Source organism: Streptococcus oralis subsp. dentisani (genome assembly GCF_007475365.1).
Lineage (GTDB): Bacteria > Bacillota > Bacilli > Lactobacillales > Streptococcaceae > Streptococcus > Streptococcus mitis_AX.
This window is the reverse complement of the sequence record NZ_CP034442.1, coordinates 1,018,668-1,039,697: the sequence shown is the minus strand read 5'-3', so window position 1 is coordinate 1,039,697 and position 21,030 is coordinate 1,018,668. Positions and strand designations below refer to the sequence as shown.

13 protein-coding genes, 20 tRNA genes, 3 rRNA genes and 1 pseudogene are annotated in these 21,030 nt (G+C 42.9%); 32 read left to right on the top strand and 5 right to left on the bottom strand.

Going from position 1 to position 21,030, the window contains the following annotated elements; translation table 11 throughout:
• Positions 1–16: 16 nt before the first annotated feature.
• The 5 genes from EJF26_RS05230 to EJF26_RS05210 all read left to right on the top strand — a co-directional run bounded on the left by EJF26_RS05230 (position 17) and on the right by EJF26_RS05210 (position 4,208).
• On the top strand, positions 17–778 hold the full coding sequence (locus EJF26_RS05230; protein WP_001107797.1) for an SDR family NAD(P)-dependent oxidoreductase: 762 nt from the start codon (positions 17–19) through the stop codon (positions 776–778).
• A gap of 76 nt (positions 779–854) precedes the next feature.
• Positions 855–1,250 (top strand): single-stranded DNA-binding protein, encoded by a 396-nt coding sequence (locus EJF26_RS05225; protein WP_000282455.1) that lies wholly within the window; start codon positions 855–857, stop codon positions 1,248–1,250.
• 156 nt (positions 1,251–1,406) lie between these two features.
• Positions 1,407–1,691: a co-chaperone GroES gene (gene groES, locus EJF26_RS05220; protein WP_000917329.1), complete on the top strand. Its 285-nt coding sequence runs from the start codon at positions 1,407–1,409 to the stop codon at positions 1,689–1,691.
• A gap of 15 nt (positions 1,692–1,706) precedes the next feature.
• A complete protein-coding gene (gene groL, locus EJF26_RS05215; protein ID WP_000031549.1) occupies positions 1,707–3,329 on the top strand; it encodes a chaperonin GroEL in 1,623 nt (540 codons plus the stop codon).
• Between the two features lie 111 nt (positions 3,330–3,440).
• Complete coding sequence (locus EJF26_RS05210) at positions 3,441–4,208, top strand: epoxyqueuosine reductase QueH (RefSeq protein WP_000567567.1); 768 nt, start codon at positions 3,441–3,443, stop codon at positions 4,206–4,208.
• A 70-nt stretch (positions 4,209–4,278) separates the two neighbouring features.
• On the opposite strand, the gene ntdP is transcribed toward EJF26_RS05210, so the two are convergent.
• Together ntdP and recX are read right to left on the bottom strand one after the other, a co-directional pair.
• Positions 4,279–4,812 carry a nucleoside tri-diphosphate phosphatase gene (gene ntdP / locus EJF26_RS05205; RefSeq protein WP_000775318.1) on the bottom strand — a complete coding sequence of 178 codons (534 nt, stop codon included), beginning with the start codon at positions 4,810–4,812 and terminating at the stop codon, positions 4,279–4,281.
• 88 nt (positions 4,813–4,900) lie between these two features.
• Positions 4,901–5,677 carry a recombination regulator RecX gene (gene recX / locus EJF26_RS05200; protein WP_000705059.1) on the bottom strand — a complete coding sequence of 259 codons (777 nt, stop codon included), beginning with the start codon at positions 5,675–5,677 and terminating at the stop codon, positions 4,901–4,903.
• A gap of 37 nt (positions 5,678–5,714) precedes the next feature.
• Here recX and rlmD point away from each other — a divergent pair, with 37 nt between their 5' ends.
• From rlmD to EJF26_RS05080, 24 genes are all read left to right on the top strand, one after another.
• Positions 5,715–7,085, top strand: coding sequence for a 23S rRNA (uracil(1939)-C(5))-methyltransferase RlmD (rlmD, locus tag EJF26_RS05195; protein ID WP_001050267.1), 1,371 nt, complete (start codon positions 5,715–5,717; stop codon positions 7,083–7,085).
• A gap of 57 nt (positions 7,086–7,142) precedes the next feature.
• A tRNA-Glu gene (locus tag EJF26_RS05190) sits at positions 7,143–7,214 on the top strand.
• Between the two features lie 232 nt (positions 7,215–7,446).
• Positions 7,447–8,993, top strand: a 16S ribosomal RNA gene (locus EJF26_RS05185).
• A gap of 51 nt (positions 8,994–9,044) precedes the next feature.
• Positions 9,045–9,117, top strand: a tRNA-Ala gene (locus tag EJF26_RS05180).
• A 129-nt stretch (positions 9,118–9,246) separates the two neighbouring features.
• Positions 9,247–12,149, top strand: a 23S ribosomal RNA gene (locus EJF26_RS05175).
• Positions 12,150–12,225: 76 nt separating this feature from the next.
• Positions 12,226–12,341, top strand: a 5S ribosomal RNA gene (gene rrf / locus EJF26_RS05170).
• Together the 16S, 23S and 5S rRNA genes with 20 tRNA genes alongside form the textbook arrangement of a ribosomal RNA operon.
• 4 nt (positions 12,342–12,345) lie before the next feature.
• A tRNA-Val gene (locus EJF26_RS05165) sits at positions 12,346–12,418 on the top strand.
• Between the two features lie 4 nt (positions 12,419–12,422).
• A tRNA-Asp gene (locus EJF26_RS05160) sits at positions 12,423–12,495 on the top strand.
• A gap of 22 nt (positions 12,496–12,517) precedes the next feature.
• Positions 12,518–12,590, top strand: a tRNA-Lys gene (locus EJF26_RS05155).
• 5 nt (positions 12,591–12,595) lie between these two features.
• Positions 12,596–12,677 (top strand) — tRNA-Leu (locus EJF26_RS05150).
• Positions 12,678–12,689: 12 nt separating this feature from the next.
• Positions 12,690–12,762 (top strand) — tRNA-Thr (locus tag EJF26_RS05145).
• Positions 12,763–12,783: 21 nt separating this feature from the next.
• A tRNA-Gly gene (locus tag EJF26_RS05140) sits at positions 12,784–12,855 on the top strand.
• 7 nt (positions 12,856–12,862) lie between these two features.
• Positions 12,863–12,948 (top strand) — tRNA-Leu (locus EJF26_RS05135).
• Positions 12,949–12,959: 11 nt separating this feature from the next.
• Positions 12,960–13,033 (top strand) — tRNA-Arg (locus EJF26_RS05130).
• Positions 13,034–13,049: 16 nt separating this feature from the next.
• A tRNA-Pro gene (locus EJF26_RS05125) sits at positions 13,050–13,123 on the top strand.
• A 5-nt stretch (positions 13,124–13,128) separates the two neighbouring features.
• Positions 13,129–13,202 (top strand) — tRNA-Met (locus tag EJF26_RS05120).
• Between the two features lie 13 nt (positions 13,203–13,215).
• Positions 13,216–13,289 (top strand) — tRNA-Ile (locus EJF26_RS05115).
• An 11-nt stretch (positions 13,290–13,300) separates the two neighbouring features.
• A tRNA-Ser gene (locus tag EJF26_RS05110) sits at positions 13,301–13,390 on the top strand.
• A 12-nt stretch (positions 13,391–13,402) separates the two neighbouring features.
• Positions 13,403–13,476, top strand: a tRNA-Met gene (locus tag EJF26_RS05105).
• A 3-nt stretch (positions 13,477–13,479) separates the two neighbouring features.
• A tRNA-Phe gene (locus EJF26_RS05100) sits at positions 13,480–13,552 on the top strand.
• A gap of 15 nt (positions 13,553–13,567) precedes the next feature.
• Positions 13,568–13,638, top strand: a tRNA-Gly gene (locus EJF26_RS05095).
• A gap of 34 nt (positions 13,639–13,672) precedes the next feature.
• Positions 13,673–13,746 (top strand) — tRNA-Ile (locus EJF26_RS05090).
• 6 nt (positions 13,747–13,752) lie between these two features.
• Positions 13,753–13,840: transfer RNA gene (locus tag EJF26_RS05085), tRNA-Ser, on the top strand.
• A 66-nt stretch (positions 13,841–13,906) separates the two neighbouring features.
• Positions 13,907–13,994 (top strand) — tRNA-Ser (locus tag EJF26_RS05080).
• Between the two features lie 47 nt (positions 13,995–14,041).
• Here EJF26_RS05080 and EJF26_RS10535 read toward each other — a convergent pair.
• Positions 14,042–14,455, bottom strand: a pseudogene (locus tag EJF26_RS10535) (transposase); the annotation flags it as partial.
• Between the two features lie 420 nt (positions 14,456–14,875).
• Here EJF26_RS10535 and EJF26_RS05070 point away from each other — a divergent pair.
• Entirely contained in the window at positions 14,876–15,580 is a 705-nt protein-coding gene (locus EJF26_RS05070) for a hypothetical protein (protein WP_000788480.1), read from the top strand.
• Positions 15,581–15,683: 103 nt separating this feature from the next.
• Here EJF26_RS05070 and birA read toward each other — a convergent pair whose 3' ends face one another.
• A complete protein-coding gene (gene birA, locus EJF26_RS05065) occupies positions 15,684–16,622 on the bottom strand; it encodes a bifunctional biotin--[acetyl-CoA-carboxylase] ligase/biotin operon repressor BirA (protein ID WP_000835298.1) in 939 nt (312 codons plus the stop codon).
• The gene (locus tag EJF26_RS05060) at positions 16,619–17,479 is read right to left on the bottom strand and encodes an AraC family transcriptional regulator (protein ID WP_000959985.1); all 861 of its coding nucleotides are present in this window, start codon (positions 17,477–17,479) and stop codon (positions 16,619–16,621) included. The genes birA and EJF26_RS05060 overlap by 4 nt, the downstream gene beginning before the upstream one ends.
• A gap of 107 nt (positions 17,480–17,586) precedes the next feature.
• Between EJF26_RS05060 and EJF26_RS05055 the strand changes: the two genes are divergently transcribed.
• Both EJF26_RS05055 and EJF26_RS05050 read left to right on the top strand, forming a co-directional pair.
• Positions 17,587–19,749: an alpha-galactosidase gene (locus tag EJF26_RS05055; RefSeq protein ID WP_000538960.1), complete on the top strand. Its 2,163-nt coding sequence runs from the start codon at positions 17,587–17,589 to the stop codon at positions 19,747–19,749.
• 12 nt (positions 19,750–19,761) lie between these two features.
• Positions 19,762–21,012, top strand: coding sequence for an extracellular solute-binding protein (locus tag EJF26_RS05050; protein WP_001267886.1), 1,251 nt, complete (start codon positions 19,762–19,764; stop codon positions 21,010–21,012).
• Positions 21,013–21,030 lie beyond the last annotated feature (18 nt).

The following is a 21,030-nucleotide window of genomic DNA, read 5'->3' as shown; positions in this document are numbered from 1 at the left end:
GATAGAGGGAAATAAGATGGCAAAAAATGTAGTGATTACAGGAGCGACATCAGGAATCGGTGAAGCGATTGCGCGAGCTTATCTGGAGCAGGGTGGGAATGTCGTTCTAACAGGGCGACGGACAGACAGACTAGAGGCCCTCAAGTCAGAGTTTGCAGAAACTTTTCCAAATCAAACAGTTTGGACTTTTCCACTGGATGTGACGAATATGACCATGGTAAAGACGGTCTGCTCCGATATTCTAGCAAAAGTCGGTCAGATTGATATTTTGGTCAATAATGCCGGACTGGCTCTTGGCTTGGCTCCCTATCAGGACTATGAAGAGCTAGATATGCTGACCATGTTGGATACCAATGTCAAGGGGTTAATGGCAGTTACTCGCTGTTTCTTGCCAGCAATGGTAAAAGCCAATCAGGGGCATATCATTAACATGGGGTCGACCGCAGGAATTTATGCCTATGCAGGTGCAGCTGTCTATTCAGCGACCAAGGCGGCAGTCAAGACTTTTTCAGATGGTCTGCGAATTGATACCATCGCAACGGATATCAAGGTGACCACCATTCAGCCTGGGATTGTCGAAACAGATTTCTCTACAGTTCGTTTTCACGGTGACAAAGAGCATGCTGCGTCCGTTTACCAAGGAATAGAGGCCTTGCAAGCACAAGACATCGCAGACACTGTGGTCTATGTGACCAGTCAGCCCCGTCGTGTGCAGATTACAGATATGACCATTATGGCCAATCAACAGGCGACAGGTTTTATGGTTCATAAAAAGTAAAAAATTTCCTCAAAAAGTTACAAATTTCTGTAACTTTTTTTGATTTCCTGCGAATAGATAAGTAGGAGGATGAAAAATGTATAATAAAGTTATCATGATTGGGCGTTTGACGTCTACACCAGAATTGCACAAAACCAACAATGACAAGTCAGTGGCTCGCGCAACGATTGCTGTGAACCGTCGTTACAAAGACCAAAATGGAGAACGCGAAGCCGACTTTATCAATCTCGTTCTTTGGGGAAAATTGGCTGAAACCTTGGCAAGTTATGCAACTAAAGGTAGCCTCATTTCTGTTGATGGGGAATTGCGTACCCGTCGCTTTGAGAAAAATGGGCAGATCAACTATGTGACCGAAGTTCTCGTGACAGGTTTCCAACTCTTGGAAAGCCGCGCCCAACGTGCCTTGCGTGAAAATAACGCAGGTCAAGACTTGGCAGATTTGGTTTTGGAAGAGGAGGAATTGCCATTTTAAGCATTGAAAAGTCTGAGTTGGTCTCAGGCTTTTTTATATTGAGAAAGTCAGACTTTTTTCTTGACTATTTCTGACCAAGTGATACAATAGAACTATGAATTAGCACTCAGATATAAAGAGTGCTAATAATATGTATTTCATCATGGAGGAAAACAGATGTTGAAACCATTAGGAGACCGTGTGGTCTTGAAAATCGAAGAAAAAGAACAAACTGTTGGAGGCTTTGTCCTTGCAGGCTCAGCCCAAGAAAAAACAAAAACAGCCCAAGTTGTAGCTACTGGACAAGGTGTTCGTACTTTGAACGGTGACTTGGTAGCTCCAAGCGTTAAGTCTGGAGACCGTGTCTTAGTTGAAGCCCACGCAGGTCTTGATGTCAAAGATGGCGATGAAAAGTACATCATCGTTGGCGAAGCTAACATCTTGGCTATCATTGAAGAATAGAAGGAGAATGTAAGTATGTCAAAAGAAATTAAATTTTCATCTGATGCTCGTTCAGCTATGGTTCGTGGTGTCGATATCCTTGCAGACACTGTTAAAGTAACCTTGGGACCAAAAGGTCGTAATGTCGTGTTGGAAAAATCATTCGGTTCACCACTCATCACCAATGACGGTGTAACCATTGCCAAAGAAATCGAGTTGGAAGACCATTTTGAAAATATGGGTGCCAAGTTGGTATCAGAAGTCGCTTCAAAAACCAATGATATCGCAGGTGATGGGACAACTACTGCAACAGTCTTGACCCAAGCTATCGTACGTGAAGGAATCAAGAACGTCACAGCAGGTGCCAATCCAATCGGTATCCGTCGGGGGATTGAAGCAGCGGTTGCCGCAGCTGTAGAAGCCTTGAAAAACAATGCCATCCCTGTTGCCAATAAAGAAGCCATCGCTCAGGTTGCCGCTGTATCTTCTCGTTCTGAGAAAGTCGGCGAATACATCTCTGAAGCCATGGAAAAAGTTGGCAAGGACGGTGTCATCACCATTGAAGAGTCACGTGGTATGGAAACAGAGCTCGAAGTCGTAGAAGGAATGCAGTTTGACCGCGGTTACCTTTCACAGTACATGGTGACAGATAGCGAAAAAATGGTGGCTGACCTTGAAAATCCATACATCTTGATTACAGATAAGAAGATTTCAAATATCCAAGAAATCTTACCACTTCTAGAAAGTATTCTTCAAAGCAACCGTCCGCTCTTGATTATTGCGGATGATGTAGATGGCGAAGCTCTTCCAACCCTTGTATTGAACAAGATTCGTGGTACTTTCAATGTAGTTGCTGTCAAAGCTCCTGGCTTTGGAGACCGTCGTAAAGCCATGCTTGAAGACATCGCTATTTTGACAGGTGGAACTGTCATCACAGAAGATCTTGGTCTTGAGTTGAAAGATGCGACGATTGAGGCGCTTGGTCAAGCTGCTAGAGTGACTGTGGACAAAGATAGCACTGTTATCGTAGAAGGTGCTGGAATTCCTGAAGCTATTTCTCACCGTGTTGCGGTTATCAAGTCTCAAATCGAAACCACAACCTCTGAATTTGACCGTGAAAAATTGCAAGAACGCTTGGCAAAATTGTCAGGTGGTGTCGCTGTTATCAAGGTCGGTGCTGCAACTGAAACTGAGTTGAAAGAAATGAAACTCCGCATTGAAGACGCCCTCAACGCTACTCGTGCAGCTGTTGAAGAAGGTATCGTTGCAGGTGGTGGAACTGCTCTTGCTAATGTTATCCCAGCCGTGGCTGATTTAGAATTGACAGGAGACGAAGCAACGGGCCGCAATATTGTTCTCCGCGCCTTAGAAGAACCTGTTCGTCAAATCGCCCACAATGCAGGATTTGAAGGATCTATCGTTATTGACCGTTTGAAGAATGCTGAAGTTGGTACAGGCTTCAACGCAGCAACAGGCGAGTGGGTTAATATGATTGAAGAAGGAATCATCGACCCAGTTAAAGTGAGTCGTTCAGCCCTTCAAAATGCAGCATCTGTAGCCAGCTTGATTTTGACTACAGAAGCAGTCGTAGCCAATAAACCAGAACCAGTATCCCCAGCTCCAGCCATGGATCCAAGCATGATGGGCGGGATGATGTAAAAACTATTAAAGGAGGGATGGGTATTCCCTCCTTTTATGGTTTTCTATTCTAAATAGATTTGAGCTCTCCTAACTTATATGATAAAATAAGACTAGAAGAAGGAGAAGAACATGATCGATGTAGAAGAAATTCTGAGTAAGATGAATCCTAATCAGAAGATTAATTATGACCGTGTTATGCAGAAGATGGTACAAGTATGGGAGAAAAATGAGCAGCGCCCAACCATTCTCATGCATGTTTGCTGTGCTCCTTGTAGTACCTACACCCTAGAGTATCTAACCAAGTATGCGGATGTGACTATCTATTTTGCCAATTCCAATATCCATCCCAAGGCAGAATACCACAAGCGGGCTTACGTCACCAAAAAATTTGTCAGTGATTTCAATGAGCGAACAGGAAATACAGTCCAGTATCTAGAAGCTCCCTACGAACCCAATGAATACCGGAAGTTAGTCAGAGGACTAGAAGAAGAACCCGAAGGTGGTGATCGTTGCAAGGTTTGTTTTGACTACCGTTTGGATAAAACGGCGCAAGTGGCTATGGATTTGGGATTTGACTACTTTGGTTCAGCTTTGACCATCAGTCCCCATAAGAATTCTCAAACCATCAATAGCATCGGGATAGATGTTCAAAAGATATACACGACCCACTATCTTCCAAGTGATTTCAAGAAAAATCAAGGCTACAAACGTTCGGTGGAGATGTGCGAGGAGTATGATATTTATCGTCAATGTTATTGTGGATGCGTCTATGCAGCTCAAGCCCAGAATATTGATCTTGTTCAGGTTAAGAAAGATGCTACAGCTTTCTTGCTGGATAAGGATGTTGAAAAAGACTATTCCCACATCAAATTTACTGTCACTAAATTAGATATATAGAAATCAACCCAGCTGAAAAGCTGGGTTTTTCAAATAAAAAAACCAGGGCTCTCACCCCGGTTTGACAACTTTACCGATTCTTTAGTTCTATGTAGCGTTTGTACCAAATGTTGACATAGGCCTCTGAGAAAGGACCGCGTCCATTGTTGATCCAATCAACAAGGATTTTAACATGCTCTTTCAAAATATAGTCTAAATCATCAGAATACTTCATTTTGCGTTTATGGCGCTCATACTCTTCAACGTCCAAGAGACGCTTTTCACCATCAGTGAAGACCTTAACATCCAAATCGTAATCAATGTATTTCAGGGCTTCCTCATCTAGATAGTAGGGGCTAGCCATATTGCAATAGTAGGAAATTCCATTATCGCGAATCATAGCAATGATATTAAACCAATATTTTTTGTGAAAGTAAACAATAGCCGGTTCTCGAGTCACCCAACGACGACCGTCACTTTCGGTAACAAGTGTGTGGTCGTTGACGCCGATAATAGCGTTCTCTGTTGTTTTTAGTACCATGGTGTCCCGCCAAGTACGGTGGAGACTCCCATCATGCTTATAACTTTGAATTGTAATAAAGTCGCCTTCTTTTGGAAGTTTCATAACTAACCAACTTTCTACAATTTATAAGTTTATCGTTTACTATTATATCATAAATCGGTCTAATTTTTTTGAATTTTACACGAAAATATTAAAGATATTCTCTAAGAGCGCTGGCTATATCCGAAAAATCGTAGCCTTTTCTAGCTAAAACTTGAGTTAAACGCTGTTTAAGTTCGTATCCTTCATACTTTCGAGCATATTTAGCATATTGTTTGTCTAGCTCTTTAAAAATGAGTTCTTGAGTCGTTTCTTGGTCAACTTGACTGTCCAAGTCATCAAAGGCACTTTTAGCATCAGCATAGGAGAAGCCCTTGTTAGTCAAGTTTTGGATAATCTTATCTTGCAAAGCGCGAGCAGGAAGCTTTCCCGTGTATTTTTTAAGTAGTTTCTCCGCCACACGATGAGCAACCTCTGAAAAATCAAAATCCTTTAAAACCTCTTCAATAGTTGATTTGGCAATCCCTTTTTGAGATAGTTTTTGAGCTAGCACATAAGGTCCCTTATCTCCAGAAAGTTGATTTGCATTGATGATAGAGTAGACATACTGACGATCATTAATCCAGTTGTCCTCTTTAAGATTAGCGATAACTTGACTAGTTATTTTTTCATCAATATCATACTTTTTCAGATACTCTCGCACTTCCTTTTCAGTACGAGCCTTGAAGGATAGATGGTAGAGAGCAAGATTTTTACCATAAGAAAACTGGGCAAAATCCTGAATCTCGGTCAGTTCCTCTTTGCTAATGACCTTATCTCGAGACAGCATAAAACGGACAATGGTATCTTCAGTGATATAAGAGGTTTGCTGTTCATCTAACTCCATCAGGTAGAGGCGTTTTTTCTTTTCAAGTTTTGTGATTTTCATAGTACTATTATACCTTAAAATGTGATAAGATAGGGGTATGAATCTGAAAGTCAAACAAAAAATACCTTTAAAAATCAAGCGGATGGGTATCAATGGTGAGGGAATCGGTTTCTACCAGAAAACCCTCGTTTTTGTGCCAGGTGCCCTCAAGGGAGAAGATATCTATTGTCAGATTACTTCTATTAAACGTAACTTTGTAGAAGCAAAATTACTAAAGGTTAATAAGAAGTCTAAATTTCGAGTCGTACCTGCATGTACGATTTATAATGAATGTGGTGGTTGCCAAATCATGCACCTTCACTATGATAAACAGTTAGAGTTTAAAACGGATTTGCTCCACCAAGCCTTGAAAAAATTTGCCCCTGCAGGATATGAAAACTATGAAATTCGTCCAACTATCGGTATGCAGGAACCAAAGTACTACCGTGCTAAGTTGCAATTTCAAACTCGGAAATTTAAAAATCAGGTCAAGGCAGGTTTGTATGCGCAAAACTCTCATTATCTTGTAGAATTGAAAGATTGCTTGGTACAAGATAAGGAGACTCAAGTGATTGCGAATCGCTTAGCTGAACTTCTTACTTACCACCAAATTCCAATTACAGATGAGAGAAAAACGCTCGGTATTCGCACTATCATGGTACGTCGAGCGAGAAAAACTGGACAAGTCCAGATTATCGTCGTAACTAACCGCCAGTTGAATTTGAATCACCTAGTCAAAGACCTAGTCAAGGATTTTCCAGAAGTCGTCACAGTTGCGGTTAACACAAATACAGCAAAAACAAGTGAAATCTATGGTGAGAAGACGGAAATTATCTGGGGCCAAGAGAGTATTCAAGAAGGAGTACTCGACTATGAGTTTTCTCTCTCCCCTCGAGCTTTTTATCAGCTTAATCCTGAGCAGACAGAGATTCTCTATAGTGAAGCAGTTAAGGCTCTGGATGTCAGCAAAGAAGATCATCTGATTGATGCCTATTGCGGTGTTGGGACGATTGGATTTGCCTTCGCAAATAAGATCAAGAGTCTCAGAGGGATGGATATTATTCCAGAAGCCATAGAAGATGCCAAGCGAAACGCTCAAAAAATGGGGTTTGACAATACCCATTACGAAGCGGGAACAGCTGAAGAGATTATTCCACGCTGGTATCAAGAAGGTTACCGAGCGGATGCCCTGATAGTCGATCCTCCTCGTACAGGCTTAGATGATAAGCTGTTGGATACCATTCTGACCTATGTTCCAGAAAAAATGGTCTATGTATCCTGCAATGTTTCGACCTTGGCACGAGATTTAGTTAAACTGGTCAAAGTCTATGATCTCCAGTATATCCAGTCAGTCGATATGTTTCCCCACACCGCACGGACAGAAGCAGTGGTTAAGTTAGTGAAGAAAAGAAAAAATCACATTCGCTGAAAAAAGATCTTGACAAAGAGGAAAAAGTAGGTATAATAGAAAGAGTTGAAAAGCTCAGGTCCGTTGGTCAAGGGGTTAAGACACCGCCTTTTCACGGCGGTAACACGGGTTCGAATCCCGTACGGACTATGTGTGTATCGCAGGGACGAAAAAAGTAAAAAAAGTTTCAAAAAACTGTTGACATAGGTCAACAGCTGTGATATACTAATATAGTTGTCGCTTGAGAGAGATTGAGTGACAAAGACCTTTGAAAACTGAACAAGACGAACCAATGTGCAGGGCACTATAACTAAGGTTATAGTACTGAACAATGAAAAAACAATAAATCTGTCAGTGACAGAAATGAGTGAGAACTCAAACTTTTAATGAGAGTTTGATCCTGGCTCAGGACGAACGCTGGCGGCGTGCCTAATACATGCAAGTAGAACGCTGAAGGAGGAGCTTGCTTCTCTGGATGAGTTGCGAACGGGTGAGTAACGCGTAGGTAACCTGCCTGGTAGCGGGGGATAACTATTGGAAACGATAGCTAATACCGCATAATAGCAGTTATTGCATGATAACTGTTTGAAAGGTGCAATTGCACCACTACCAGATGGACCTGCGTTGTATTAGCTAGTTGGTGGGGTAACGGCTCACCAAGGCGACGATACATAGCCGACCTGAGAGGGTGATCGGCCACACTGGGACTGAGACACGGCCCAGACTCCTACGGGAGGCAGCAGTAGGGAATCTTCGGCAATGGACGGAAGTCTGACCGAGCAACGCCGCGTGAGTGAAGAAGGTTTTCGGATCGTAAAGCTCTGTTGTAAGAGAAGAACGAGTGTGAGAGTGGAAAGTTCACACTGTGACGGTATCTTACCAGAAAGGGACGGCTAACTACGTGCCAGCAGCCGCGGTAATACGTAGGTCCCGAGCGTTGTCCGGATTTATTGGGCGTAAAGCGAGCGCAGGCGGTTAGATAAGTCTGAAGTTAAAGGCTGTGGCTTAACCATAGTACGCTTTGGAAACTGTTTAACTTGAGTGCAAGAGGGGAGAGTGGAATTCCATGTGTAGCGGTGAAATGCGTAGATATATGGAGGAACACCGGTGGCGAAAGCGGCTCTCTGGCTTGTAACTGACGCTGAGGCTCGAAAGCGTGGGGAGCAAACAGGATTAGATACCCTGGTAGTCCACGCCGTAAACGATGAGTGCTAGGTGTTAGACCCTTTCCGGGGTTTAGTGCCGCAGCTAACGCATTAAGCACTCCGCCTGGGGAGTACGACCGCAAGGTTGAAACTCAAAGGAATTGACGGGGGCCCGCACAAGCGGTGGAGCATGTGGTTTAATTCGAAGCAACGCGAAGAACCTTACCAGGTCTTGACATCCCTCTGACCGCTCTAGAGATAGAGCTTTCCTTCGGGACAGAGGTGACAGGTGGTGCATGGTTGTCGTCAGCTCGTGTCGTGAGATGTTGGGTTAAGTCCCGCAACGAGCGCAACCCCTATTGTTAGTTGCCATCATTCAGTTGGGCACTCTAGCGAGACTGCCGGTAATAAACCGGAGGAAGGTGGGGATGACGTCAAATCATCATGCCCCTTATGACCTGGGCTACACACGTGCTACAATGGCTGGTACAACGAGTCGCAAGCCGGTGACGGCAAGCTAATCTCTTAAAGCCAGTCTCAGTTCGGATTGTAGGCTGCAACTCGCCTACATGAAGTCGGAATCGCTAGTAATCGCGGATCAGCACGCCGCGGTGAATACGTTCCCGGGCCTTGTACACACCGCCCGTCACACCACGAGAGTTTGTAACACCCGAAGTCGGTGAGGTAACCTTTTAGGAGCCAGCCGCCTAAGGTGGGATAGATGATTGGGGTGAAGTCGTAACAAGGTAGCCGTATCGGAAGGTGCGGCTGGATCACCTCCTTTCTAAGGATAAGGAACTGCACATTGGTCTTGTTTAGTCTTGAGAGGTCTTGTGGGGCCTTAGCTCAGCTGGGAGAGCGCCTGCTTTGCACGCAGGAGGTCAGCGGTTCGATCCCGCTAGGCTCCATTGGTGAGAGATCACCAAGTAATGCACATTGAAAATTGAATATCTATATCAAATAGTAACAAGAAAATAAACCGAAACGCTGTAAGTATTTAATGAGTTTTCTAATTTTTGAAAAAATTAGGTTAATAAGGTTAAGTTAATAAGGGCGCACGGTGGATGCCTTGGCACTAGGAGCCGAAGAAGGACGTGACAAACGACGATATGCCTTGGGTAGCTGTAAGTAAGCGATGATCCAGGGATTTCCGAATGGGGGAACCCAACAGGTACTACCTGTTACCCACATCTGTTAAGGATGTGAGGAGGAAGACGCAGTGAACTGAAACATCTAAGTAGCTGCAGGAAGAGAAAGCAAAAGCGATTGCCTTAGTAGCGGCGAGCGAAACGGCAGGAGGGCAAACCGAAGAGTTTACTCTTCGGGGTTGTAGGACTGCAATGTGGACTCAAAGATTATAGAAGAATGATTTGGGAAGATCAGCCAAAGAGAGTAATAGCCTCGTATTTAAAATAGTCTTTGTACCTAGCAGTATCCTGAGTACGGCGGGACACGCGAAATCCCGTCGGAATCTGGGAGGACCATCTCCCAACCCTAAATACTCCCTAGTGACCGATAGTGAACCAGTACCGTGAGGGAAAGGTGAAAAGCACCCCGGGAGGGGAGTGAAATAGAACCTGAAACCGTGTGCCTACAACAAGTTCGAGCCCGTTAATGGGTGAGAGCGTGCCTTTTGTAGAATGAACCGGCGAGTTACGATATGATGCGAGGTTAAGTTGAAGAGACGGAGCCGCAGGGAAACCGAGTCTGAATAGGGCGCATTAGTATCATGTCGTAGACCCGAAACCATGTGACCTACCCATGAGCAGGTTGAAGGTGCGGTAAGACGCACTGGAGGACCGAACCAGGGCACGTTGAAAAGTGCTTGGATGACTTGTGGGTAGCGGAGAAATTCCAAACGAACTTGGAGATAGCTGGTTCTCTCCGAAATAGCTTTAGGGCTAGCGTCGACATTAGAGATTCTTGGAGGTAGAGCACTGTTTGGGTGAGGGGTCCATCCCGGATTACCAATCTCAGATAAACTCCGAATGCCAAAGAATTATGGTCGGCAGTCAGACTGCGAGTGCTAAGATCCGTAGTCGAAAGGGAAACAGCCCAGACCACCAGCTAAGGTCCCAAAATAATTGTTAAGTGGAAAAGGATGTGGGGTTGCACAGACAACTAGGATGTTAGCTTAGAAGCAGCTATTCATTCAAAGAGTGCGTAATAGCTCACTAGTCGAGTGACCCTGCGCCGAAAATGTACCGGGGCTAAAACAATTTACCGAAGCTGTGGATACCTTTATAGGTATGGTAGGAGAGCGTTCTATGTGTGATGAAGGTATACCGTGAGGAGTGCTGGAACGCATAGAAGTGAGAATGCCGGTATGAGTAGCGAAAGACAGGTGAGAATCCTGTCCACCGTAAGACTAAGGTTTCCAGGGGAAGGCTCGTCCGCCCTGGGTTAGTCGGGACCTAAGGAGAGACCGAAAGGTGTATCCGATGGACAACAGGTTGATATTCCTGTACTAGAGTATGTAGTGATGGAGGGACGCAGTAGGCTAACTAAAGCAGACGATTGGAAGTGTCTGTCTAAGCAGTGAGGTGTGATATGAGTCAAATGCTTATATCTATAACATTGAGCTGTGATGGGGAGCGAAGTTTAGTAGCGAAGTTAGTGACGTCACACTGCCAAGAAAAGCTTCTAGCGTTTAAACATACTCTACCCGTACCGCAAACCGACACAGGTAGTCGAGGCGAGTAGCCTCAGGTGAGCGAGAGAACTCTCGTTAAGGAACTCGGCAAAATGACCCCGTAACTTCGGGAGAAGGGGTGCTGATTTAGGTCAGCCGCAGTGAATAGGCCCAAGCAACTGTTTATCAAAAACACAGCTCTCTGCTAAATCGTAAGATGATGTATAGGGGGTGACGCCTGCCCGGTGCTGGAAGGTTAAGAGGAGTGCTTAGAGGTAACTCGAAGGTATGAATTGAAGCCCCAGTAAACGGCGGCCGTAACTATAACGGTCCTAAGGTAGCGAAATTCCTTGTCGGGTAAGTTCCGACCCGCACGAAAGGCGTAATGATTTGGGCACTGTCTCAACGAGAGACTCGGTGAAATTTTAGTACCTGTGAAGATGCAGGTTACCCGCGACAGGACGGAAAGACCCCATGGAGCTTTACTGCAGTTTGATATTGAGTGTCTGTACCACATGTACAGGATAGGTAGGAGTCTATGAGATCGGGACGCCAGTTTCGAAGGAGACGTTGTTGGGATACTACCCTTGTGTTATGGCCACTCTAACCCGGATAGGTTATCCCTATCGGAGACAGTGTCTGACGGGCAGTTTGACTGGGGCGGTCGCCTCCTAAAAGGTAACGGAGGCGCCCAAAGGTTCCCTCAGAATGGTTGGAAATCATTCGCAGAGTGTAAAGGTATAAGGGAGCTTGACTGCGAGAGCTACAACTCGAGCAGGGACGAAAGTCGGGCTTAGTGATCCGGTGGTTCCGCATGGAAGGGCCATCGCTCAACGGATAAAAGCTACCCTGGGGATAACAGGCTTATCTCCCCCAAGAGTTCACATCGACGGGGAGGTTTGGCACCTCGATGTCGGCTCGTCGCATCCTGGGGCTGTAGTCGGTCCCAAGGGTTGGGCTGTTCGCCCATTAAAGCGGCACGCGAGCTGGGTTCAGAACGTCGTGAGACAGTTCGGTCCCTATCCGTCGCGGGCGTAGGAAATTTGAGAGGATCTGCTCCTAGTACGAGAGGACCAGAGTGGACTTACCGCTGGTGTACCAGTTGTCTTGCCAAAGGCATCGCTGGGTAGCTATGTAGGGAAGGGATAAACGCTGAAAGCATCTAAGTGTGAAACCCACCTCAAGATGAGATTTCCCATGATTATATATCAGTAAGAGCCCTGAGAGATGATCAGGTAGATAGGTTAGAAGTGGAAGTGTGGTGACACATGTAGCGGACTAATACTAATAGCTCGAGGACTTATCCAAAGTAACTGAGGATACGAAGTGTAAGGTTTACTTGGTATTTGATAGATATTCAATTTTGAGTAGGTATTACTCAGAGTTAAGTGACGATAGCCTAGGAGATACACCTGTACCCATGCCGAACACAGTAGTTAAGCCCTAGAACGCCGGAAGTAGTTGGGGGTTGCCCCCTGTGAGATATGGAAGTCGCTTAGCTCTAGGGAGTTTAGCTCAGCTGGGAGAGCATCTGCCTTACAAGCAGAGGGTCAGCGGTTCGATCCCGTTAACTCCCATATAGGTCCCGTAGTGTAGCGGTTATCACGTCGCCCTGTCACGGCGAAGATCGCGGGTTCGATTCCCGTCGGGACCGTAAGATAACAGAAGTTATTTTAGACTCGTTAGCTCAGTTGGTAGAGCAATTGACTTTTAATCAATGGGTCACTGGTTCGAGCCCAGTACGGGTCATATTTGCGGGTTTGGCGGAATTGGCAGACGCACCAGATTTAGGATCTGGCGCTTAACGGCGTGGGGGTTCAAGTCCCTTAACCCGCATAGTAGAAATTAGCCGGCTTAGCTCAGTTGGTAGAGCATCTGATTTGTAATCAGAGGGTCGCGTGTTCAAGTCATGTAGCCGGCATTAAAACTAGAAGAGGTCGATGCGAACGTAGTTCAGTGGTAGAACACCACCTTGCCAAGGTGGGGGTCGCGGGTTCGAATCCCGTCGTTCGCTTAGAGAGGCCGGGGTGGCGGAACTGGCAGACGCACAGGACTTAAAATCCTGCGATTGGAAACGATCGTACCGGTTCGATCCCGGTCCTCGGCATATAATAATGAGCACCCTTAGCTCAACTGGATAGAGTACCTGACTACGAATCAGGCGGTTAGAGGTTCGAATCCTCTAGGGTGCATTTTTTCTATTTAACTCGGGAAGTAGCTCAGCTTGGTAGAGTACTTGGTTTGGGACCAAGGTGTCGCAGGTTCGAATCCTGTCTTCCCGATTGATGGCGGTGTAGCTCAGCTGGCTAGAGCGTCCGGTTCATACCCGGGAGGTCGGGGGTTCGATCCCCTTCGCCGCTATAAAGATCTTGTTGGACCTTTAGCTCAGCTGGTTAGAGCTCTCGGCTCATAACCGAGTGGTCGTAGGTTCAAGTCCTACAAGGTCCATTGTATATTTTGGAGGATTACCCAAGTCTGGCTGAAGGGAACGGTCTTGAAAACCGTCAGGCGTGTAAAAGCGTGCGTGGGTTCGAATCCCACATCCTCCTTTTTATTATTAACGCGGGATGGAGCAGCTCGGTAGCTCGTCGGGCTCATAACCCGAAGGTCGTAGGTTCAAATCCTGCTCCCGCAATTTGGCTCGGTAGCTCAGTTGGTAGAGCAATGGATTGAAGCTCCATGTGTCGGCGGTTCGATTCCGTCTCGCGCCATTTTATAATGGTTATGCGGGTGTAGTTTAGTGGTAAAACTACAGCCTTCCAAGCTGTTGTCGCGAGTTCGATTCTCGTCACCCGCTTTGAACTTTGTTCAAATTACCAAGTTTTTAACTTGGGCGCGTAGCTCAGGTGGTTAGAGCGCACGCCTGATAAGCGTGAGGTCGGTGGTTCGAGTCCACTCGTGCCCATTAATAGGAGAATTACTCAAGAGGCTGAAGAGGACGGTTTGCTAAATCGTTAGGTCGGGTAACTGGCGCGGGGGTTCGAATCCCCCATTCTCCGTATACAGAGAGCTATAAAGCGAGTGTAGGAGTTTAAATCAACTTATACCTATTAATTAAATATTTTGGAGAATTACTCAAGAGGCTGAAGAGGACGGTTTGCTAAATCGTTAGGTCGGGTAACTGGCGCGGGGGTTCGAATCCCCCATTCTCCGTGATACAATTTGAGAATCTTTATCAACTCTAGTGGGTTGAAGAAAAGCTAAGATCGAGAAAGGACGAATTTCGTCCTTTCTTTTTTGATGTTGAGAGCGATAAAAATTCTTTTATTGAAGTTTTCAAAGTTTCGAAAACCAAAGGCATTTCGTTTGATAAGTTTAATGAGATTATTAGTCGCTTCCAATTTTGCGTTGGAATAAGGTAACTGAAGGGCGTTGACAATCTTCTCTTTATCCTTGAGGAAGGTTTTAAAGACAGTCTGAAAAAGAGGATGAACCAGCTTGAGATTATTTTCAATGAGTTCGAAAAAATTCTCTGCCTCCTTGTTCTGAAAGTTAAAAAGCAAGAGCTGATAGAGATTGTAGTGTTTCTTCAGCTCTGTGGAGATAGTCAAGCTTTCAGCGATGGCTGTTATAGGGACTTTCTCGACTAATTTTTGAGCGATTTGGTGGTTTTTCTTGACTAAGGGAGTCTCTGCGACAGCCATTTTTCCACGGACTTTACAGCGAAAACACCGTTTTCTCAATCGAATCAGCCTTTTGTATCTCGCACCTTCTAGATAAGGGATTTTAGATTTTTTTGAAAATCATATTTCTTCAGTGATTTCCTGTTGGGGGATCCATATTGATAATATCTACACTCTTGATATTAGGGCCTTTAATATTGAGTAGTTTTGTGATAAAATGTACACTTAATTTGACAATTCAAGCCAACAAATAGGCTCCATAATCTCCATAGTGGTTTTACTCACTACAGAATTATAGAGCTTTATTATCTAATGCTGTTTCTGTAACTTTCATACTAGAAAAAATCATAAATAGACTAGATTTAGTGGTATACTAAGGTTCGAGACTTTAAGTGGCTGGGGATAATCGAGATGAAAAATGGAGTAAAATTTCATAGTATTTTTTATAGATTTATACTATTTATCTTTGTAGTATTTCTAACTGTGATTTCAATGATCTTAGATGCAAAAAAAGCGCAAATTCGCTTTTTTAACCTATCTTTGACTATCGGACAAGAGGAGTTGAAGGTTGTTACAGTTGTAGTTTTGCTCCTTACTTTTCTTCTATCTTTCTTGTTCAAATGGAAGTGTTTAATCCATAAAACTGGGATTTATCTAAGAAAAATTGATTTATTTGTAGATTGGAATGAGATTAGAGGTCTTAGCCATGTCTGGATAAATGAATGTCATCGTGGACCTCATGGTTTCCCGTTCTATAATCGTAAGACGCTGGTTATTTATAGAGAAAATTATCAACCGATTTGCCTTTATAATATTTCATTATTGGCCTTATATGTGGCTAAATGTTATCATCCAAAATTGAAAACCAATATAGTTTCAGCAACGTTGGCAAGTCTCTTCAATATGGCTTTAAATGCATGGTTCTTGTACGAGATGTTTAGTAAAAATTTGGTGAATATAAAAGCTGAAGTCTTTATGTTTTGGCTGCTTTTGTATGCTGTTAAAGTTTTTGCACTTCCATTGGTCATGCTTGGACACGAAAATCACTGCTATGGGATTTCTTTGGCACATAGCACGGCATATAAAAAGAATGCCTCAAAAGCTATCCACCTGTAAATTGTTGATAGGAAGCCAGCTATTTATATATCAGTTACTTTCTACATTCAAAAAGCACTATATGCTTGCTAGATGAAGTTCTAGACATCATATAGTGCTGTTATTAAGTCCAGCTAGTGAGTGAGATTTCACCACTATTGAGCCAGATTTCTGTCTGGTCATCAAGCTGGATAAGGAGTTGTCCTTTGTCGGAGATGTCCTTGGCGACTCCTTTTTTTTCAGTCCGATCTTGGATAAAACTGACCTCTCTTCCTAGGACGAGAGAGTGTTCTTTATAAAGATAGAGTAGTTCTTCGGGTGCTGTTTGGTAGAAACAACGCCAAATTTCTGAGATTAGTTCGTTTCGTGTGATAGGAGCTGGTGATGTAAAGAGACTTCCAGCTTTTTCTTTTATCTCTTTGGGAAAATCCCTGATGGCAAAGTTGATTCCAACGCCGATAATGACATCTGTTACTAGGCCTGTTTCCACGGACGTCATGGCTTCGGTGAGGATACCTGCTATTTTTTTATTTTTAAAGTAGATATCATTTACCCATTTGATACCTACGTCAATCAAGGTGAGGTTTTTAATAGCTTTGTAAATGGCACCTGCTGTAAGTAATGTGTAGGCAGGAAGCTGGTCATAGGCGAGATTTGGCTGAATATGTAATGACATATAAATACCTCCCTGAGCAGGAGAGTAGTAAGGGCGTTGAAAGCGACCACGACCTGCTGTTTGACATGTGGAAAGATAGAGACTATTTCCCTGACTTCCACCTTCAATACCTTCTTTTGCATCTGTTTGAGTAGATTTTGTTTCAGATTTGTAGAGAATGATTAAGTTGGTTTTCTCTTGAATCAAATCAGGTAGGATCAAATCGCCTTGAATAAGTTTGTAACCTTTATTTTTAATACTGTCAATCACGAGCCCTTCTTGTTGGAGACGTTGGATTGCTTTCCAGATGGATGTACGACTTAACGACAGTTCTTCTGCAATTTTTTCTCCGCTAACATAGTCGTTTTCTCTAGCTAATATTTGGTAGACTAGTTGGTGTGATTTCATTGATTTTCCTTTCTAGCTAAGAGGGAGTGAGAGAGTTCTTTTCGAGTTTGACTCGGTGATTTATGAAAAAACTGCTTGTAGGCTTTTGAGAAATGTAGTGGATCTGAAAAACCCACGGAGTATGCAATGACTTTAATAGATTCTTCAGTATGTTCCAGAAGTTGTTGCGCACGATTCATTCGAACGAAAAGCAAATATTCTTTTGGAGAGAGTTGGTGAAATTCTTTAAACACACTAGTTAAGTAACTTCTATGGACAGATAGCTCTTTAGCTAAATCTTGAATGGTGAGCGATTGTGGATAGTGACTATCTATCAATCGTTTGCAGTCAAGATAGAGTTGGTGGGTTGATGAAATATTCTTTTTTTTCTGATTGGGAGCAATAGTTCCTAAATGAAACATCAATTCATGAAGTTGCCCCATGATATGGAGTTGTGCTAGTTCGTTTGATTTTGTTATCTGAGCGAAACGGACAATACTATCGATGAGGTTTGCAGTTGTCTGTGTATGACAGTTTTTTGATTGGATGAGGTAGGATTGGTCAGAAATTTGAGAGAGAGCAAAATAGTCAGGTGCCCTCCCTCCAGTAATCCCCAACCAGTAGTAAGCCCAAGGATCCTGGCTATTTGCTTGATAGAAGGTTAATTCATCTGGTTTTAGTAAAAAGAAATCTCCTGCCTTTAAATCAACAATTTTACCCTTATAATGGAATTGACCTTTTCCTTTAGTAATGTAATGTAGTACATAGGTATCTCGAATAGCTGGGCCAAAAGAGTAGTTAGGAGTACATTCTTCATAACCGTAAAAGCTAAGAGAAAGATCAATTGTTCCAGTCTGGTATTCTGAAAAAACGAGCATGTGCCACCTCCTACCTAACATTTTACCATACTTTGTAGACATTTCTCTATTTTAGAAAGCGCTTTTATGTGATAAAATTTTATCAAGAAATCGAAGAGGTGATATATATGGGAGTTCGAATAGAGAATAATCTATTTTACGTTGAGAGTAACGGTCTAAGTTTGATTATTGAAAATAGGAATGAGTTCTTATTATTAAAACATTTAGGAAAGACTATTAAGAACTATAATGGTGCCAATAGTGTTTATGAACGCGATCATGCTTTTTCTGGTAATCCAACAGCTACTAATCGAGCCTTTAGTTTGGATACGCAACGTCAAATTTTTGGACAACATGGTTTGGGTGACTTTAGAAAACCAACCTTACAGGTTCAGCATGATGCAACTGAAGTAACAGACTTTCGATTTGTAGAAGCAAAGATTTTAAAAGGTCAGAATGGGCCAAAGGTTTTACCTTCTCCACATAGCATGGACGATACAGAGACTCTTGCCTTGATTTTAAAAGATTCTAAGGCTCAACTTAGTCTGACTTTGTATTATACTGCTTTTGATAATGATGCGACAATTGCTAGCTACAGTAAATTGGAAAATAATAGTAATCAGGAAGTTGTCATCCACAAGGACTTTTCTTTTATGGCTGATTTTCCCGCTGTGGCTTACGAAATTGTAACTCTGCAGGGTGCTTATGCTCGTGAAAAGACTGTCCGACGTCAACAGGTAGAACAAGGAATCTTTTCAATTAGTTCGAACCGTGGTGCTTCTGGTCATGCTCAAACACCAGCTCTTCTATTATGTGATCAAGGAGTCACAGAGGATGCTGGAAATGTGTTTGCCCTGCAACTACTGTATAGTGGAAACTTTGAAGCTTTTGTCCAAAAAAATCAACTGGATGAAGTTCGGGTGGCTATTGGCATTAACCCGGAAAACTTTTCTTGGAAGTTAAATCCTGAGGAAAATTTTGAAACACCGGTAGCTTTAGTGACCTTTTCAGATCAGGGATTAACTGGTATTAGCCATGAAAGTCAAAATTTTGTACTTAAGCACATTATGCCAAGTCAGTTTTCTAAAAAAGAACGTCCAATTCTAATCAATAACTGGGAAGCAACTTACTTTGACTTTCAGAGAGAAAAACTGTTAGAACTAGCTGATGAAGCTAAGAAAGTTGGAATAGAACTTTTTGTATTAGATGATGGGTGGTTTGGTAATCGCTTTGATGATAATCGTGCTTTAGGTGATTGGGTTGTGAATGAGAAAAAACTGGGCGGAAGTCTAGAAAGTCTGATTTCAGCGATCCATGAAAGAGGTTTGCAGTTTGGGCTTTGGTTAGAACCTGAGATGATTTCTGTTGATAGCGACTTGTATCGCAAACATCCTGACTGGGCTATTCAGGTTCCAGGATATGAGCATACCTATTCTAGAAATCAATTAGTACTTAATCTTGCCAATTCTCAGGTAGTAGAATACTTGAAAAATGTTTTAGATGAACTCCTCTCTCATCATAAAATTGACTACATCAAATGGGATATGAACCGCAATATCACTAACTTAGGGAATGGTTCAGCTTATCTGGAAACTCAGATGCAATCTCATCAGTATATGTTGGGGCTTTATGAACTCGTTTCTTATCTGACAGAGAAACACAGCCATATTCTCTTTGAGTCCTGTTCTGGTGGTGGTGGACGAAATGATCTTGGCATGATGCGCTATTTCCCACAAGTCTGGGCTAGTGATAATACTGATGCCATTGCACGTTTACCAATTCAATACGGCTCATCCTATCTCTATCCAACCATTTCCATGGGAGCTCATGTGTCAGCAGTACCGAATCATCAGATGGGACGAATGACACCATTGGAAACTCGTGGTCATGTGGCAATGATGGGAAATCTGGGTTATGAGCTTGATTTGACAAGTTTATCAGATGAAGAGAAGGCTGAGATTGCTAATCAGGTGAACTTGTATAAAGAATTGCGACCAGTAGTCCAGTTGGGAAACCAGTATAGGTTAATCAATCCAGATGCTGAATCCAATGAAGCAGCTGTACAATTTAACTATGGAAATCAAACGATTGTAACCTACGTTCGAGTCTTATCAGTTGTAGAGACCATGGAAACAACTTTAAAGTTAAAAGATTTGGATGAAGAGGGATGGTATGAATTACAGGAAAATGGTGTAGTTTACCCAGGTGCAGAACTCATGTATGCGGGTATTACTATGGAGCTTCCGCAGGGAGATTATCTCAGCAGGCAGTTACATTTCATTAGAAGATAAGGAGATAAAATCATGAGATGGTATAAAAAGATGAGCTTAATTGCTGCTACAGGACTCTGCCTTTTGGGACTGTCAGCTTGTAGTAGTCAAGAGGAGTCAACTGATGGCAAGGTAACGATTGAGTTTTTTAACCAGAAGACCGAGATGGCAGATACCTTGCAAAGGATAGTGGATGATTTTGAAAAGGATCATCCTACTATTGATGTAAAACTGACGACTGTTCCCGCAGCTGGAATTGTTCTGAAGACTCGGATTTTATCAGGAGATGTTCCAGATATTATTAATATCTATCCTCAAAATATGGATTTTCAGGAGTGGGCAAAAGCAGGTTATTTTGCAGATATGACAGGGAAATCTTATCTTGAGAACATCAAGAACGACTATGCCGAAAAGTATGCAATCAATAACAAGGTTTATAGTGTGCCTTTAACGGCTAACCTTTATGGAATCTATTACAATAAAACAAAGTTTAAAGAATTAGGACTTGAGGAACCGAAGACTTTTAAAGAGTTTCAAGAGATTGTTAAAAAGATAAAAGATAGTGGGAATTCTCCATTTGCAGTTGCAGGCAATGAAGGCTGGACATTAAATGGTTACCACCAACTTTCTCTCATTACTATTACAGGTAGTGGAGATGCGGCTAATAACTACCTTCGCTTTTCAAAACCAAACGCTATCTCTGCAGATGATGCTATTTTAAAAGCCGATGCAGAACGACTAGATTTATTGGCAGATAATGCTCAAGATGGTTGGCGTGGTGCTTCTTATAATGATGCGGTGGTAGCATTTTCGAGTGAAACAGCTTTGATGATGCCACAAGGATCATGGGCATTAGCGGCAATTAATCAACAGGATCCAAAATTTGAGGTGGGGATGTTTGCCTTCCCAGGAGAACAAGTAGGAAAAGAAGTCACTGTTGGTGCAGGGGACATGGCATTATCAACTTCGGCTACTACTAAACATCCTAAAGAAATCGAAGAATTTATCAGCTATATGACTAGTCCAAAAGCTATGCAGTCATATTATGATGTAGATGGATCACCAGTTGCTGTAAAAGGCATACAGGAAAAAGAAGACTCAGCGCTTACAGAGATTTCTAAACTGGCATTTACTGACAAACATTATGTTTGGTTGGGCCAACACTGGAATTCTGAAGAAGATTTTTTTAATTTAAGTGCGGGTTACTTGATGGATAAAAATCTGAAAAATATGGCAAACAATCTCAATGCTTTCTTTAATCCAATGAAGGCAGATTTGGACTAGAATAGGAGTTAAGATGAT